We start from the raw sequence: 18,963 nt of genomic DNA on the forward strand, positions 1-18,963 counted from the left end.
ACGTGCCGGATCGGCGCCGACTGACCGCCTGCCGGATCGACGCCGTCTGATGGCGTGCCGGATCGGCGCCGTCTGACCGTGTGCCGGGCCGGCAGCGTCCGACTGCGCCTCCGATCGGCACCGTCCGACCGCACGCCGGATCGGCGCCGTTCCGGCCGCGCGCGGCACCGGCACAGCCCGATCGCCCCGCACCCGCCCCGTACGCAAGGACCCCGCACCGCTCCGGCGCGCCCACGCGCCGCCCGAGCGCGGCGCGCCGGGTCCGCGCGCCGCCCCCGCCCGAAGGACTGCACCCCGATGACGGACCCGCACTCCCCGCGCCCCGCCACGCTCGTCCCCCCACCGGCAGGCACCGTCCCGTCGGCCCCCGTCCGTGACGTCACCCGTCACGTCCCGCTCGGTGAGCTGTTCACCGGGTGGGTGACGCGCGACCCGGACGCCCCCGCGGTCACCGACGGCCGGAGCACCTGGTCGTACGGGGAACTCGCCCGGCGGGCCGGCCGGCTCGCCGTCCACCTCGTCGCGAGCGGCGCTGGACCGGAGCGGACGGTGGCCCTGGTCCTGCCCCGCTCGATGGAACTGATCGCCGCCGAGCTGGCCGTGGCCCTCACCGGTGCCGCCTTCCTCCCCGTGGATCCCGACTACCCGGCCGAACGACGGGCGTTGATGCTCGCCGACGCCGCTCCCGCCGTCGTCCTGGACGACCTCGACCGGGTCCGCGCACTGATGGAGGGCCAAGAGCGAGAGACGGACGCGGTCCCGAGCCGGGCGCTCCCCGATCACGCGGCGTACGTCATCTTCACCTCCGGCTCCACCGGCACTCCCAAGGGCGTCACCGTCACCCACCGCGGCATCGCCGGTTTCGCCGCGGCGGCCGCCGAACGCTACGCCGTCGGCCCGGGCGACCGTGTGCTGCAGTTCTCCTCACCCAGCTTCGACGCCTCCGTACTGGAGCTGTGCGTCTCCGTGCTGTCCGGCGCCCTGCTGGTGGTCCCGCCGAACGGACCCTGGCTGGGCGACGAACTCGCCGACGTCCTGGACGGGCACCGCGTCACACACGCCCTCATACCGCCGGCCGCCCTGGCCACGCTGCCCGACCCGGCGGACATCGGGGGCCTGCCGTCGCTGCGCACCCTGATCGTCGGGGCCGAGGCGTGCCCGGCCACGCTCGTCGACCGGTGGGCACCCGGCCGCCGCATGATCAACTCCTACGGGCCGACCGAAGCCACCATCGTCGCCACCTGGACCGGACCACTCAGCGCCGGCACCGGGACACCCACCATCGGCGGCCCGCTTCCCGGCATCGAGGCGCACGTCCTGGACGCGGCGCTGCGCCCGGTGCCGCCCGGTACCGAGGGCGAACTGTACGTGGGCGGCGACGGACTGGCCCGCGGCTACCTGGGCCGCCCCGGCCTGACCGCGACACGGTTCGTCGCCCACCCCTCCGGGCCGCCCGGCGCCCGCCTCTACCGCACCGGCGACCGGGTGCGCCGGCGCGCCGACGGCGAGCTGGTGTTCGTCGGCCGGGCCGACCGGCAGGTCAAGGTCCGCGGCTTCCGCATCGAGCCCGGTGAGATCGAAGCCGCCCTGATCCGCGACCCGGAGATCCGCGAGGCCGTCGTCGTGGTCCGCGACGAGGAACCCGCCCGCGGCCGGCTCATCGGCTATGTCACCCCCGCCGACCCCGCGCACAGGCCCGAGCCGGCCCGGCTGCGAGCCGCCCTCACCGCCGCTCTGCCGGCCCACATGGTGCCCTCCGCCGTCGTCGTGCTGGATGCGTTGCCGCTCACCCCGCAGCACAAGATCGACCTGCGGGCGCTGCCCGCCCCCGGCGGCGCGCCGGCCGAGCGGCACGTCGAACCGCGCACCGACGACGAACGGACCCTGGCCGCGATCTGGGCCGACGTCCTCGGTGTCGACACCGTCGGCGTCACCGACGACTTCTTCGACCTGGGCGGCGACTCGATCCTCGCGGCCCGCACCCTGACCCGCATCCGGGAAGCGTTCGGCGCCCGGCTCACCCTGCGCGACGTGTTCACCGCGCGGACCGTCGGCGCGCTCGCCCCGCTGACCGCCGATCCGTCCGCCGTCGCCCCGCCGGAGCCGATCCCCTCCGCTCCGCGCTCGGAGCCCGTCCCGCTCTCCGGCGCCCAGCGGCGCCTGTGGTTCCTCGACGACCTCGCCGACGGCGGAACCGAGTACAACACCGGCGTGGCGCTGCGGCTGCGCGGGCCCCTCCACACGCCGGCCCTGGAACGCGCCCTGCACCGGCTCGCCGCCCGCCACGACTCCTTGCGTACCACCTTCGCCACCGTCGACGGACAGGGCGTCCAGCTCGTCGCCGCCGAGGCGGAGCTGCCGCTGCGCACCACCGACGTCGGGCACGTGCCCGCCGACCGGCGCGACCAGGCCGTCGAGCGCCTGCTGACCGAGGAACTGCGCCGACCCCACGACCTGACGACCGGGCCCCTGACCCGGGCGCTGCTCATCCGCCGGGCACCCGAGGACCACGTGCTGCTGCTGGCCCAGCACCACATCGTCACCGACGGCTGGTCGGTCGGCGTCCTGACCCGGGACCTGGCGGCGCTCTACCGCGCGGAGGCCGCCGGCGAACCCGAGGACCTGCCCCGGCCGGAAGTGCAGTACCCGGACTTCGCGCTGTGGGAACTCGAGCGGCACACGGCCGACGCCGACGCGGACGACCTCGCCTACTGGAAACGCCACCTCGTCGGCCTCCAGCAGCTCGACCTGCCCACCGACCGGCCGCGCCCCCCGGTGCGCACCACCGCGGGCGCGTCTCACCGCCAGGACATACCGCGCCACCTGATCGACCGGCTGCGGCAGTTGGCCGCGGGCCGTGACACCACCGTCTTCACGGTGTTCGCCGCGGCGGCGGCCGTGCTGTTCGCCCGCTACTCCGGGCAGCGGGACGTGGCGTTCGGCACCGTCACCAACGGGCGTGACCGCCGCGAACTGGAGGACGTGACGGGCTTCTTCGCCAACACCGTCGTGCTGCGCGGCGAGGTCGACGACGCCGTCACCGTGGACCGGTTCGTGCAGGCCATGCGCGCGACCGTGCTGGACGCGTTCGCCCATGACGGCGTGCCCTTCGACCGGGTGGTCGAGGAACTCGCCCCGCCGAGAGATCCCAGCCGCACCCCGCTGGTGCAGGCGCTGGTGGTCCAGCAGGCGGCGCCCGCCCGGCCGTCGGCCGCCGCCGGGGTACGCATCGAGGAACATCCCCTGCCCCGCCCGGCTGCCCGCTTCGACCTCGTGCTGGAGTTCGCGCCGCGCGCCGACGGCGGCCACGAGCTGACGGTCGAGTACAACACCGACCTGTTCGAGACGGCGACCGTGGCCCGGATGGCCCGGCAACTGCATCACCTGCTCGAAGGCATGGCGGACGGCCCGCACCGGACGCTGGCCGAGCTCCCGCTGTTGTCCGAGGGCGAGCGGCATGTGCTCCTGGACTCCTGGAACCCGCCCGCGCCGGCCGAGGACCGGGGCGAACGGTCCACGCTCCCCGCGCTCTTCGAGGAGCAGGTGACCCGGACTCCCGGCCGGACCGCCGTGACCTGCGGCGCGACCCGGCTGGACTACGCCGGGCTGAACCGGCGTGCCAACCGTCTCGCCCGGCTGCTGGCGGCGCGCGGTGCGGGGCCGGAGTCCCTGGTGGCGCTGTGCCTGCCGCGCACCGCAGGCCTGCTTCCGGTGCTGTGGGCCGTACTGAAGTCGGGCGCCGGATACCTGCCCGTCGACCCGGGCTACCCGGCCGAGCGCATCCGCTTCATGCTCGCCGACGCGGCCCCCGCCCTCGTCCTGGCCACCCGGGAGACGGCGCACGCCCTTCCCGAGGACTGCGAGCCGCTGCTGCTGGAGGACGTGGCACCCTTCGACGCCGACACCTCGGACCCGGCTCAAGCCGACGCGGCGGATCCGCCCGGTGCCGACGCCGCCGACCGGACCGTCGCCGATCTGACGGCCGCCGACCTGACCGACGCCGACCGGACGGGGCCGCTCCACCCGTCCCATCCCGCCTACGTCATCTACACCTCCGGCTCCACCGGCCGGCCCAAGGGCGTGGTCGTCACCCACCGCAGCGTGGCCGCGCTCGCCGCCTGGGCCGGGGACACGTTCGGTTCGCGCGGGTTCTCCCACGTCGTCGCCTCCACCTCCCTCAACTTCGACGTGTCCGTCTTCGAGTTGCTGTGCCCCCTGCTGGCCGGCGGCAGCGTCGAAGTGGTCGCCGACCTCACCGCCCTCGCCGACCTCGCCGCCTCCCGCCCGCGCCGGGCCGGACTGCTCAGCGGCGTGCCGTCCGCGCTGTCCCGCGTGTTCGGCGGCGACGGCGCCATCGAGGCGGACACCGTCGTCCTGGCCGGCGAGGCCCTGCCCGCCCGGACCGTCCGGGACATCAAGGACGCCATGCCCGCGGCCGAGGTGGCGAACATCTACGGCCCCACCGAGGCCACCGTCTACGCCACCGCCTGGTTCGCCGACGGCGCGCTCCCCGACCAGGCCCCTCCCATCGGCCGTCCCGTGGCCCGCACCCGCGCCTACGTGCTGGACCGCCTGCTGCGCCCCCAGCCGCCCGGCGTCACCGGCGAGTTGTACCTCGGCGGCGGCGGACTCGCACGCGGTTACCTCCGCCGCCCCGGCCTGACCGCCGCCCGCTTCGTCGCCGACCCGTTCGGTGCCCCCGGAGAGCGCATGTACCGCACGGGCGACCTGGTGCGCTGGAGCGCCGACGGCCAGCTCGAGTACCTCGGCCGCATCGACCAGCAGGTCAAGGTGCGCGGCTTCCGCATCGAACTCGGCGAGGTCGAGGAGGCCCTGCGGGGCTGCGCGGGCGTCGCCGAAGCCGCCGCCACCGTCCGCGACGGCGACGGCCACCGCCGCCTGGCCGGATACGTCGTCCCCGCCCCCGGCGCCCGCGTGGAGCCTGAAGCCGTACGCCGGGAACTCGGGCGCACCCTGCCCGACTACATGGTCCCCTCGGCCGTCGTGGTGCTGCCCGCCCTGCCGCTCAACCCCAACGGCAAGCTGGACCGCGGCCGGCTCCCCGACCCGGCACCGGCCGAACCCGCCGCCCGCCACGTCGCCCCCCGCACCCCCACCGAACGGACGCTCGCCGCCATCTGGACCGACGTCCTGCACGTGGAGCGGGTCGGAGCGGACGACAACTTCTTCGCGCTGGGCGGCGACTCCATCCTCAGCATCCAGGTCGTGGCCCAGGCCCGGCAGGCGGGCCTGACGATCACCTCTCGGGACGTCTACCAGCACCAGACGGTCGCCGCCCTGGCCCGCCGCGCCGACGAGACGGACCGCCGCCGGACCGCCGCCCCGTCCGCGCCCGTCGAGGCCACCGGCGCCGCGCCTCTGACACCCATCCAGCACTGGCTCTTCGACAGCGCCGCCGAGCGGGCCGGACACTTCGCCCAGACCCTCTCGGTGGAACTGCCCGCCGACGTCGACGCGAGCGCGCTCCAAGCCGCCCTCGACGACGTGGTCGCCCACCACGACGCACTGCGCTCCCGCTTCCTCGCCGACGGCACGCGCGTACGGTGGCTGATCGACGGCCCGGCCGCCCGCTGCCGCCTCATCCACCACAGCGGCCCCGAGACCGACAGCCCCCACCTCGGCCCGTACGACCTGGGCCACGGCCCGCTGCTGCGCGCCGTCCTGCACGACCGCGGTGACGGACGGCCGCCCGTCCTGCACCTGTCCGTCCACCACCTCGTCGTGGACGGGGTCTCCTGGCGCCTGCTCCTCGAAGACCTCGAACGCGCCTACCGCGCCCGCAGCGAGGGCCGGGACGGCGCGGCCGCGCTGCCCCCCAAGTCCTCCCCGCTGCGGCAGTGGGCCGAGCGCCTGGCCGCGCACACCGCCGCCGGCGGTTTCGACGACGAGCAGGCGTACTGGATCCGCGAGACCGAAGGCGCCCGGGCGCCTCTGCCCGCGGACCGGCAAGGCACCGGCACCTACGCCTCTCAGCGCACGGTGACGGTGCGACTCAGCCCCGAGGACACCGAAGCGCTGCTGCGGACCCTCCCCGAGACGTACCGTACTCAGGCCAACGACGTCCTGCTCGCCGCCCTCGGCCGGGTGCTGTGCGGCTGGAGCGGGCACGACCGGGTCCTGGTCGACGTCGAAGGACACGGCCGTGAGGAGCTCTTCGCCGACGTCGACACCAGCCGCACCGTCGGCTGGTTCACCACCCGCCACCCCGTCGCCCTGACCGTCCCGCCGAAGGCCCCCTGGGACACCGTGCTCAAGCAGGTCAAGGAACACCTGCGCGCCGTGCCCCGGCACGGCATCGGCCACGGCGCCCTGGCCCTGCCGGGCCGCGACGGAGCACCCCTCCCGGCGACCGGCGCGCAGATCAGCTTCAACTATCTCGGCCGGTTCGGCCTGTCCGAGACCTCCGAGGGCCTGTACCGCGGGCTGGCCCGCCCCCTGGAGCTGGACGCCGACCCCTCGGCGACACGCCCGCACGCCCTGGAGGTCGTGGGGCGGCTGGACGGCGACAGCCTGGAATTCACCTGGTTCCACTCCGATCGGGTGCACCGGCCGGAGACGGTCACCGACCTGGCGGAACGCTACGCCGACGCGCTGGCCGGCCTCGCCCGGTACGCGGCCCGCCCCGGCACCGCCGGACGCACCCCCTCGGACTTCCCGCTGGCCCGACTCGACCAGACCCACGTCGACCGCATCGCGGGGGAGGACCCCGCCGGGGTGGAGGACGTCCACCCCCTGACGCCCACCCAGGCCGGCATGCTCTTCCACCGGCTCTCCCAGGACGACCGCGGCGTCTACTTCCAGCAGCTGACGTTCCTCCTCGACGGCGTGTCCGAGCCTCGGGTGCTGGCGGACGCCTGGCAGCGGGTCACGGACCGCACGCCGGTGCTGCGCTCGCGGGTGGTGTGGCAGGACGTGCCCGAGCCGCTGCTCGTGGTGCAGGGCCGGGCGGCCGTGCCGGTGGAACTGTCCGACTGGCGCGACCTCACCGCCGCCGAACGCGACGAGCGGCTGCGCGACCTGCTCGACCGCGATCGTGCCCGAGGCATCGACCTGACCCGCGCACCACTCCAGCGCCTGGTGCTGGCCCGGGTCTCCGACCGTGCGGTCCGCGTCGTGTGGTCCTTCGACCACCTGATCCTGGACGGCTGGAGCCTGTTCCAGGTCCTCTCCGACGTCTTCGCCTGCCACGCGGGACTGTCCGGCACCGCACACATCGCGCTGCCCGAGCGCCGCCCCTTCCGTGACTACGTCGCCTGGTCGCGTGAGCGCGCCGACGGGGCCGAGGCCGAACGGCACTGGCGTTCCCGCCTGAACGGCCTGAGCGAGACCACGGCGCTCCCCTTCGACCGCGAGCCCCGCGAGAACCACCGCGCGGAGTCGACGGCGGCGGTGCGCGTCACCCTGCCCGAGCCCGCCACGAAAGCGCTGGAGGGCCTGGCCAGGACGGCGGGCCTCACGATGAACACCCTCGTCCAGGGCGCCTGGGCGGTGCTGCTGAGCCGTCAGGCGGGCCGCGACGAGGTGGTCTTCGGCACCACCGTCTCCGGACGGCCCGACGAGCTGCCCGGGGCCGACGCCATCACCGGCCTGTTCATCGCGACCCTGCCCACCCGTGTGACCGTGCCGCGCGACGAGCCGCTGCTCACCTGGCTGGCCCGGTTCCAGCAGGAGCAGAGCGAGGACCGGCGCCACGACCACGTGCCGCTGCACCGGATGACGGCGTACACCGACCTGCCCGAGCGGGCCGCCCTCTTCGACAGCATCGTCGTGTTCGAGAACTACCCGGTCGACGACGACCTCGCCGCCGCGCACGGGCTGCGGCTGACCGGTCTGGACGGCATCGAGACCACCAACTACCCGCTGAGCCTGGTCGCCTACCCCGGCACGGAACTCGCCCTGCGCCTCGGCTACGACCCCGACCTCTTCGACGCCGCCACCGTCGAGCGGATGGCCGAGTACCTCACCGTCCTGCTGGAGGGCTTCGCCGCCACCCCGCGGCGCACTCCCGCCCGCCTGCCCCTGCTGACCGCCGCCCGCCGTGAGCAGGTGCTCCACGCGTGGAACGACACGGCCACCGGCACCCCGGCGGCGACCACCGCCGACCTCTTCGCCGAGCAGGTGGAACGCACCCCCGACGCCGTGGCACTGCTGGCCGGCGCCGAGCGGCTGACCTACCGCGAACTCCACGCCCGGGCGGCGGCACTGGCCGGCCGGCTGGCCGGGCTCGGGGTTCGCCCGGAGGTCTCCGTCGGCGTGCTGATGGACCGCTCGACCACCCTCGTCGTCGCCCAGCTCGCCCTCGCCCGCCTCGGCGGCGTGTACGTGCCGCTCGACGGCCGGGCACCCCGGGAACGGCTGCGCACGATGCTCACGGAGGCCGGCGCCGGCCTGCTGCTCACGGACGCCGAGTGGCACGAGACGGCCGCGGATCTCCTCCCGGAGGGACGCGTATCGCGCCCGGACCTGGACACCGAGGCCCCGGCCGCGAACCTCACCACCGTGCCGCGCGTGCGCCCCGACACCGTCCAGTACCTCATGTTCACCTCCGGCTCCACCGGCGCCCCCAAGGGCGTGGCCGCCCGGCAGCGGGACGTCGCCGCGCTCGCCCTCGATCGCGCCTTCGCCGGCCACGACCGCGTCCTCGTGCACTCCCCGCACGCCTTCGACGCCGCCACCTACGAACTGTGGGTGCCCCTGCTGCGCGGTGGCACGGCCGTCCTCGCCCCGCCGGGGGACGTGGACGCCGCCGCCGTCCGCCGTGCGATCAGCGACCAGGGCGTGAGCTGCCTGTTCCTGACGATCGGCCTGTTCCGGCTGCTCGCCCAGGAGGACCCCGCCTGCCTGCGCGGCGCCCGGGAGGTGTGGACCGGCGGCGAGGCCGTGCCCGGCGCCGCGGTACGACGCGTGCTCGACGCCTGCCCCGACCTCACCGTCGTCGACGTGTACGGCCCCACCGAGACCACCACCTTCGCCACTCGCCGAGCCTTCCGCGCCGGTGACACGCTGCCCGCGACGCTCCCCATCGGCCGCCCCCTGGACGACACCCGCGCCTACGTCCTGGACGACGCGCTCCAGCCGCAACCGCCCGGCGTGCCGGGAGAGCTGTACCTCGCGGGCGCCGGACTGGCCCGCGGCTACGCCGGACGCCCCGGCGCCACCGCGGCCCGCTACCTGGCCGACCCCTACGGACCGCCCGGCGGGCGGATGTACCGCACCGGTGACATCGTGCGCTGGAGTGCCGACGGCGAACTGCACTTCGTGGGACGCGTCGACGACCAGATCAAGATCCGTGGCTTCCGCGTCGAGCCCGCCGAGATCGAGGCCCGGCTCACCGCCCATCCGGCGATCGCCGAGGCGGTGGTGTCGGTGTCACGGCACGAGGGACGCAAACGCCTGGTCGCGCATCTGGTGCCGGCCTCCGGTGCCGCCGTGTCGCAGGCGGCCGAGCTGCGGGCCCATGTGGCCGGGGAACTGCCCGACTACATGGTCCCGGCCGCGTTCGTCACCGTGGCCGAGCTGCCCCTGACCGCGAACGGCAAGGTCGACCGGCGACGGCTGCCCGAACCCGAGTGGTCCGCGGCGGCCGACACCGCCTACCGCGCGCCGCGCACCGAGGCCGAGCGGGTGCTCGCCGGCATCTGGGCCGAGCTGCTCGGCGTGGACCGCGTCGGCCTCGACGACCACTTCTTCATGCTGGGCGGCGACTCGATCGTCAGCATCCAGGTCGTCTCGCGCGCCCGCACCGCCGGCCTCGCGCTGACCCCGAGAGACCTGTTCCGCCACCCCACGCTCGCCGACCTGGCCGCCGTCTCGACCGGCGCCCACGCGACCGTCGCGGGCACCGGGCCGGTGTCCGGGGAGGTCCCGCTCACCCCGATCCAGCACTGGTTCCTCGACGCCGAGCCGCCGCGCCCGGAGTACTTCAACCAGTCGGTGGTCGTCGAGACGCCCGAGGACGTCGATCCCGGCGCGCTGCACGCCGCTCTGGCCGCGCTGTGGACCCACCACGACGCCCTGCGCGCCCGTTTCACCCGCGGGGCGGACGGCACCTGGCGTCAGTCGTACACCGCCGCGGACACCGAGCTGCCGGAGCTGCTGCGGGTGCACGACCTGAGAGGTCAGGACGCCCACACCGCCGGACAGACCGAGGCCCGCCTCTCCCACGAGGCGCACACCGGCTTCCGGCTGGACAGCGGGCCGCTGATCGCCGCCCGCCTCTTCACCGGTGACGGCCGGTCCCCGCGCCTGCTGCTGACGGCCCATCACCTGATCGTCGACGGTGTCTCCTGGCGCGTCCTGCTGGAGGATCTGGAGACCGCCTACCGGCAGGCCCGGACCGGCGAGCCGGTCCGGCTGCCGCAGCGCACCACGTCCGTGCGGGAATGGGTGCGCAGGCTCACCGCACGCACCGGTGAGGCGGACCTCGCCGCCCAGCGCGCCCACTGGGCGGACCTCTCGCGGCACTGCGCCGAATCGCTGCCGGTGGACCTGGACGGCGGCAACACCGTCGCCGACCTGCGCGCCGTGACCGTACGCCTGGACCGGCAGCGCACCGACGATCTCCTGCGCGAGGTCCCCGGCGTGTACCGCACCCGCGTCGACGACGTCCTGCTGACCGCCCTCGGCCGCGTCCTGGCGGACTGGACCGGCCGCGGTGTCGTCGCCGTGGGACTGGAGGGGCACGGCCGAGAGGACCGACTCTTCGACGACCTCGACCTGTCGCGCACGGTCGGCTGGTTCACCAGCCTCTTCCCGGTCGCCCTCGACCTGCCCCGGGGCGACTGGGGCGCCGCGCTGAAAGCCGTGAAGGAACAGCTGAGGGCCGTGCCCGACCGGGGGATCGGCTACGGCGCCCTGCGCCACCTCGCGGGCGACGAACGGCTCGCCGCCGCGCCGCTGCCCGGTATCAGCTTCAACTACCTGGGCCGGTTCGACTGGTCCGCCGCCGACGCCGAGCTGGTCCGGGCCGTTCCCGGCGGCCTGGACGGCGCGGAGGACCCCGGGGCGCCTCGTCCGCACCTGCTGGACGTGGTGGCCCGCGTCGAGGACGACCAACTGGAGATCACCTGGCACTACAGCGGCGGCCGCCACCGGGAGGAGACCGTCGCCTCCCTCGCCGAGGGCATGCTGCGCGCCCTGGAGGAGATCGTCGCGCACTGCGCCGCCCCGCAGGCCGGCGGCCGCACCCCCTCGGACTTCCCGCTGGCCCGGCTGGACCAGCCCGCCGTGGACCGGATCGTCGGCGACGGCCGCGGCGTCGAGGACGTGTATCCGCTGACCTCGATGCAGGCGGGCATGCTGTTCCACAGCCTGCTGGACCCCCAGGGCCGCACCTACGTCAACCAGGTGCAGGTCGTCCTGCACGGCGTCACCGACCCGCACGCCCTCGCGGAGGCATGGCAGCGCACGGCGGAGGCCAACCCGATCCTGCGCACCCGCCTGGTGTGGCAGGAGACCGCCGAACCCCTCCAGGTGGTGGAGCGGCGGGCCGCCGTGCCGGTCACCCACCACGACTGGACCGGGTGGACCGCCGAGCGGTGCGCGCGGGAGACGGAAGCGCTGCTCGACGCGGACCGGGAGACCGGGATCGATCTCGGCGCGGCCCCGCTGATGCGGCTCGCGCTGATCCGGTTGGCACCGGACCGGGTGCGCATGGTGTGGACCTTCCACCACGTGCTGCTCGACGGCTGGAGCGCGGCCCAGGTGTTCGACGAGGTGTGCGAGCGGTACGCGGCCATGACCGCCGGCCGCCGCCCGCAGGTGACCGGCCGGGCCCCCTTCGCCCGCTACCTGGAGTGGCTGGCCGCCCAGGACACCGCCCGCGCGGAACACCACTGGCGCGACACCCTCGCCGGATTCGCCGTACCCACCGAACTGCCCCGCGACCGGCGCCCCGCCGACGCCCACCGCGCGTCCTCCTCGGGGACGGTGCGGGTGGCCCTCGGCGAGGAGGTGTCGGCGCGACTGAGGGACACCGCCCAGCGGGCCGGGCTCACGGTGAACACGGTGCTCCAGGGCGCCTGGGGCCTGCTGCTGCACCACTACGGTGGCGGCGACGACGTCGTCTTCGGTACGACCGTGTCCGGCCGCCCGGCCGAACTGCCCGGCGTGACCTCCATGGTGGGCCTGTTCATCAACACCCTGCCCACCCGGCTGCGCATCGACCGGGATCGCCCCCTGCTGGAGTGGCTGCGCCAGGTGCAGGCCGACCAGTCGGAGGCCCGGCGCCACGACTTCGTCTCCCTCGCCCAGGTGCAGACGTGGAGCGAGGTGCCCGGCGGCACCAGCCTGTTCGACAGCATCGTCGTCTTCGAGAACTACCCGTTCGACGCGGGTGCCCTGGCCCGGCACGGACTCGCCGTCGAGCAGGAACGCGATGTCGAGCCGACCAACTACCCGCTCAGCGTCGTCGTCGCCCCCGGCGACGACGTGACGGTCACCCTCGACTACGACCCGGCCGCCTTCGACGCGACCACCGTCGAAGGGATCGGCGCGAGCCTGCGCACGCTGCTGACCCAGGTCGCCGCCGACGTCACCGACGGCCAACGACTGGCCGACCTCGCCTTGCTCGAACCGGCCGAGGGGCGCCGCCTGCTGGACCGGCTCGCGGGACCGGGGGCGAAGCTCCCGCGGCGCACCCTCGCGGACGCCTTCGCGGCCCGAGCCGCCCGCACCCCCGACGCCCCCGCCGTCAGCGCCGGCGCCGACCGCCTCACGTACCGGCAACTCGACGAGCGCGCCAACCGGTTGGCCCGCCTGCTCATCGAGGCCGGAGCCGGGCCGGAGCGGTTCGTCGCCCTGGCCCTGCCCCGCACCGCCGACCTGATCGTGGCGCTCCTCGCCGTCCTCAAGAGCGGCGCCGCCTATCAGCCCGTCGACCCCGGCCATCCCGAAGAGCGCATCGCGTTCCTCTTCGAGGACGTGCGACCCGACGCGGTGATCACCTGCGCGGACACCTCCGCACGGCTGCCGGACGGCCCGTACACGACGATCGCGCTGGACGACCCGGGCTGCGCCGCCCGGCTGGCCGCCGCGTCCGCCGCACCCGTCGGCGACGGCGAGCGGCGAGCCCGGCTGCTGCCGGACCACCCCGCCTACGTCATCCACACCTCAGGCTCCACCGGCCGGCCGAAGGGCGTCGTCGTCTCCCACGCCTCGGTGATGGCGCTGACCGACTGGGCCGCCGCCGAGTTCACCGGCCGCGGACTCGCCCACATCGTGGCCTCCACCTCGCTCAACTTCGACGTGTCGGTGTTCGAGATCTTCTCGCCGCTGCTGGCGGGCGGGCGGGTGGAGGTCGTCCGCGACCTGCTGGCCCTCGCCGAGCGCCCCGAACCGTGGCGAGCGGGGCTGCTCAGCGCCGTCCCCTCGGCCCTCGGCCGACTGCTGGCCGAGGACACCGTGCGGGTCGGCGCCGACACCGTCGTCCTGGCCGGCGAGGCCCTGCCCGCCCGCGCCGTCCAGCAGGTGCGCGCGGCGATCCCCGGCTGCCGGGTGATGAACATCTACGGCCCCACCGAGGCCACCGTCTACGCCACCGCCTTCACCTGCGACCCGGACGAGCCCGACCGGGTCCCGCCCATCGGCCGGCCCGTAGGCGGCGCCCGCGCCTACGTCCTCGACGCCCGGAAGCGGCCCGTGCCCGTCGGGGCGCCCGGTGAGCTGTACCTCGCCGGAACCGGGGTGGCCCGCGGCTACCTGAACCGGCCCGGTCTGACCGCGTCCCGCTTCCTCGCCGACCCGTTCGGCCCGCCCGGCAGCCGCATGTACCGCACCGGCGACCTGGTCCGCTGGAGCGCCGACGGCGACCTGCTGTACCTGGGCCGCACCGACGACCAGGTGAAGGTGCGCGGCTTCCGCATCGAACTCGGCGAGGTGGAGGCCGCGCTGGCCCGGCACCCGCAGGTGGCGGAGGCCGCCGCGCGGGTCGTGGAACACGACGGCCACAAGCGCCTGGTGGCCTACGCCGTCCCGCGGGCCGACGACACCCCCGCACCGGCCGACCTGCGGGCCTTCCTCGCCCGCACCCTGCCCGACCACCTGGTCCCGGCGGCCGTGGTGCCCCTGGAACGGCTGCCGCTGGGCGCCACCGGCAAGCTGGACCGGCGGGCCCTGCCGGAACCGGTGTGGTCCACGGCCGCCACCTCGCAGGACACCCGGCCGCCGCGCACCGCCACCGAGCAGACCCTCGCCGCGATCTGGTCGCAGGTGCTGGGCGTGCCCGAAGTGGGCGCGGCGGACAACTACTTCGCGCTCGGCGGAGACTCCATCCTCGGCATCCAGATCGTCTCCGCGGCCCGCCGGGCCGGACTGAACCTGACACCCCGTCACCTCTTCCGGTATCAGACGGTCGCCGAGCTCGCCGCCGCCGTCGACGAGTCACCGGCCGGCCCGGCCACCGCCACGGCAGACCAGGGCCCGGTCGTCGGGGACGTCCCCCTCACACCCGTACAGCACTGGCTGTTCGACACCCTCACCGGCGACCCGGCCCGCTTCACCCAGGCCGTCTCCTTCGAGGCGGCGCCCGACACCGGCGAGACACTGCTGCGCGCCGCCCTCGCGGCGGTGCTGGAGCAGCACGACGCGCTGCGCATGCGCTACGAACCGGTGGGTGAGGGCCGGTGGCGGCAGCTGGGCAGCGCGCTGGGCGCCGAGCCGCACCTGGAGGTGCACCACACCCCCGAGGACCCGGCCGCCGTGGCCGCCGGTCTGTGCTCCGGGTTCGACCTGGCCAACGGGCCGTTGCTGAAGTCCGCCCTGTGCCACTCGGACGGCGACCGGCCGCCCGTCCTGCTGCTCGCCGCCCACCACCTGGTCGTCGACGCGGTGTCCTGGCGGGTGATCCTCGAAGACCTCGACACCGCCCACCGGGCGCTGCGCGCCGGCGAGACCCCCGACCTGGGGGCGAAGACGACCTCCTTCCGCGACTGGGCCCGGCGCCTGGCCGCGCACACCGCCGACGGCGGCTTCGACGACGAGATCGCCCACTGGGGCGCCCTGCACCCGACGCCCCTGCCGGCCGACCTGCCCGGCGGCAACACCGCCGCCGACGAGGAGACCGTGACGGTGAGCCTCGGCGCCGAGGAGACCCGCCGGCTCCTCCAGGAGGTGCCCGACGCCTACCGCACGCGCGTCAACGACGTCCTGCTGTGCGCGCTCGGCCGGGTCCTGGGCCGCTGGACCGGACAGGACCGGGTGGTGGTCGCGCTGGAGGGCCACGGCCGCGAGGACCTCTTCGACGACGTCGACCTGTCCCGCACCGTCGGCTGGTTCACGACCATGTTCCCCGTTGGCCTCGACGTGCCCCGCGACGCCGGCCTCGGCACCGCGCTGAAGACCGTCAAGGAGAACCTGCGGGCCGTACCGCGCGGGGGAGTGGGTTACGGCGCGCTGCGGCATCTGCACCCCACGGCGGGACCCGAGCTGCCCGCGCTGCCGCAGGTGGGCTTCAACTACCTGGGGCAGCAGGACCGGAGCGCGGCCGGGGACGGTCTGCTGCGGGCGCCCCACGAGGGCCTGACCGGCGGCATGGACCGCTCGGCGGACCGGCCCCACCTCATCGACGTTCTCGGTCGGGTCACCGACAAGCGGCTCGAGTTCACGTGGTCTTACGCGCGCCGGGTGCACCGGCACGACACCGTCGCCCGCCTCGCCGATGAGACGGCGGAGGAACTGCGCCGGATCGTCCGGCACTGCGCCGAGTCCGGCGTGGGCGGCCGCACCCCGTCCGACTTCCCGCTGGCCGCCCTGGACCAGGCCGCCGTCGACCGGCTCGTCGGCGACGGGCAGGACGTGACGGACGTGTACCCGCTCACCCCCACCCAGACCGGCATGGTCGTGCACGGCATGGACGAGCCCGGCGAGGGCCTGTACGTCGAGCAGATCACCTTCGTCGCCGACGGCGTACGCGAACCCGCGCTGCTGGCGGACGCCTGGCAGCACGTCGTGGACGCCACGCCCGTGCTGCGCACCGCCGTCGCCCTGGGCCGGGGCCCGGCCCCGCTGCAGACCGTGCACCGCCGCGTCGCCCTGCCCGTCACCCGGCTCGACTGGAGCGACCTCGACCCGGCGCGGCGGGAGAGCGCACTGCGGCGGCTGCTCGACGAGGACCGCGCCCGCGGCATCGACCTGGACCGCCCCCCGCTGCTGCGCGTCACCCTGATCCGTCTCGGTCCGGACCAGGTGCGCGTGGTGTGGACCTTCCACCACGTCCTGCTGGACGGCTGGAGCGTCTTCCACGTGCTGTCGGACGTCCTGGAGGCGCACGCCGCGCTCGCCGACGGGACCGAGCCGCGGCTGCCGCGGCGGCGGCCCTTCGCGGACTACGCCGCCTGGCTGGCCCGCCGGGACACGGCCGCCGCCGAGGAGCACTGGAAGGCCGCCCTCGCCGGACACGCCGCGCCCACCCCGCTGCCGTTCGACCGCAGGCCCGCCCCGGGCGCCGCCGCCCGGTCGGGCACTTGGCTGTCGCAGCGGCTCGACGCGGCCGGCACGGCCCGCCTGGCGGACTTCGCCCGCCGTCACCGGCTCACCCTCAACACCCTGGTCCAGGGTGCGTGGGCGTTGCTGCTGGCGCGTTTCAGCGGCGAGGGGGAGGTCTGCTTCGGCACCACCGTCTCCGGCCGGCCCGCCGACCTGCCGGGCGCGGACACCATCACCGGCCTGTTCATCACCACCCTGCCCGCGCGGGTCACCGTGGACGAGTCCGCGCCGTGCACCGACTGGCTGCGAGAGCTGCAGGCCGCCCGCGCGGAGGACCGGCGCTTCGACCACGTGCCGCTGACGGACCTCCACCAGTGGAGCGCCCTGCCCCCCGGCACGCCCCTGTTCGACAGCCTGCTGGTGTTCGAGAACTACCCGGTCGGCGACGCCACCGCCGGCGCGCACGGCGTGCGTGTGCGCGATCTGGACGCCCGCGAGGCGACCAACTACCCGCTCACCGTGGTGATCTCGCCCGGCGACGAGCTGACCGTGGAACTCGGCTACGACCCGCGGTACTTCGAGGAGACCATGGCCGAAGCGCTGGCCGACCGGCTGACGCACGCCCTGACCGCGCTCGCCGGGACGGAGGACCGGACCCGCCTGCACACGGTCGACGTCCTGCCCCCCGCCGAACGCCACCGGCTGCTGCACGGCCCCACCCGCCCGGAACTCCCGCCGCCGCCCCCGGCGACGCTGCCCACGATGATCGAGGCCGCCGTCGACCGGTGGCCCGACCGGACCGCCCTCGACACCGGGGAGTCGCGGCTCACCTTCGCCGAGGCGGAGGACCACGCCAACCGGCTGGCGCACCGGCTCATCGCGCGCGGGGCGGGGCCGGGCGACATCGTCGCGCTGGTCCTGCCGCGCTCGGCGGACATGGTCCTCGCCCAGCTCGCCGTGACCAAGGCGGGGGCCGCCTTCCTCCCCGTGGACCCCGGCTACCCGGCCGAGCGGATCACGCTGATGCTGCGCGACGCCGACCCCACCGTCACCCTCACCGCCGAGGAGGTCGCCGGCCTGCTCGCCGCGCCGCCCGACGACCCGCCCGGCCACCGGCCCACCGACACCGACCGCCTCCGCCCGCTGCACCTCGACGACCCGGCGTACGTCATCTACACCTCCGGCTCCACCGGCACCCCGAAGGGCGTCGTCGTCACCCACCGAGGGCTGGCCGCGTTCGCCGCCGCCGAGGCCACGCACTACGAGGTCCGCGCCGGGGACCGCGTGCTGGCCTTCGCCACGCCCAGCTTCGACGCCTCCGTGCTGGAGCTGTGCATGTCCCTGCCGCAGGGCGCGGCCCTCGTCGTACCGCCGGCCGGCCCGCTGCTCGGCGCGGAACTCGCCGGCGTCCTGCGCACCGCGCGCATCACGCACACCCTGCTGCCGCCCGCCGCGCTCGCCACCCTCCCGCCGGACACCCCCGGCACCCTGCCCGACCTGCACACCCTGATCGTCGGCGCGGACGCCTGCCGGGCCGAACTGGTCGCCCGATGGGCACCGCACCACCGCATGATCAACTCCTACGGGCCCACCGAGGCCACCGTGGTGGCCACCTGGTCCGGCCCGCTGGAGCCGGACGGCGGCGCACCGCCCATCGGCCGCGCGCTGCCCGTCACCGCCGCCTACGTCCTCGACGCGCGCCTGCGCCCCGTCCCCGACGGCGTGCCCGGCGAACTGTGGCTCGCCGGACCGGCCCTGGCCCGCGGCTACCTGGGCCGCCCCGGGCTGACGGCGACCCGCTTCACCGCCGACCCGTTCGGACCGCCCGGCACCCGCATGTACCGCACCGGCGACCTCGTCCGCCGCGATGCCCGCGGCGAACTGCACTACCTCGGGCGCACCGACCATCAGCTCAAACTGCGCGGCCACCGCATCGAGGCCGGCGAGGTGGAAGCCACCCTGGTGCGCCACCCGGCGGTGCTGGACGCCGTGGTGAGCCTGCGGGAGGACGAACCCGGGCTGCCGCGCCTGGTGGCCCACGTGCTCGTCGCCCCCGGCAGTGAACCGCCCGCCGGCGCGGACCTGCGGCCTTTCGCCGCCCGCACCCTGCCCGGCCCCATGGTCCCGTCGGCGTTCGTGGTGCTGGACCGTTTCCCGCTGACGGAGAACGGCAAGACCGACCGGGCCGCGCTGCCCGCCCCCGTCCCGGAGACGCGGGAGCCGGCCACCGGGCACGTACCACCCCGCACGCCCACCGAGGAGGCCGTCGCCACCCTGTGGGAGGAGGCGCTGCAGACCACCGTGGGCGCCGAGGACGACTTCTTCGCCCTGGGCGGCGACTCCCTGCGCGCCCTGCTCATCGCCTCCCGCGCCAACGACACCTTCGGCGTGACCCTCACGCCCCGCGACGTCCTGGTCAACCGCACCGTCGCCGCCCTGGCGGACCTGGTGGAGGAACAGGTGCTGAGCGAACTCGAAGACGCCGCACGCGGCGACAGCGACCACGACGAACGGTGAGGA

At 75.3% G+C, this 18,963-nt stretch carries 1 protein-coding gene; it reads left to right on the plus strand.

From position 1 onward, the window contains the following. The first annotated feature begins 297 nt into the window (after positions 1 to 297). Positions 298 to 18,960, plus strand: a complete 18,663-nt coding sequence (locus QNO09_RS15565; RefSeq protein ID WP_283970770.1) for a non-ribosomal peptide synthetase — start codon at positions 298 to 300, stop codon at positions 18,958 to 18,960. The last annotated feature ends 3 nt before the right edge of the window (positions 18,961 to 18,963 follow it).

Source organism: Streptomyces sp. 378, assembly GCF_030124145.1.
In the GTDB taxonomy this organism is placed as follows: domain Bacteria; phylum Actinomycetota; class Actinomycetes; order Streptomycetales; family Streptomycetaceae; genus Streptomyces.

What these genes read in the sequence shown, in the direction of transcription:
- QNO09_RS15565 (WP_283970770.1), top strand. Translation starts at nt 298, where the DNA reads ATGACGGACCCGCACTCCCCGCGCCCCGCCACGCTCGTCCCCCCACCG.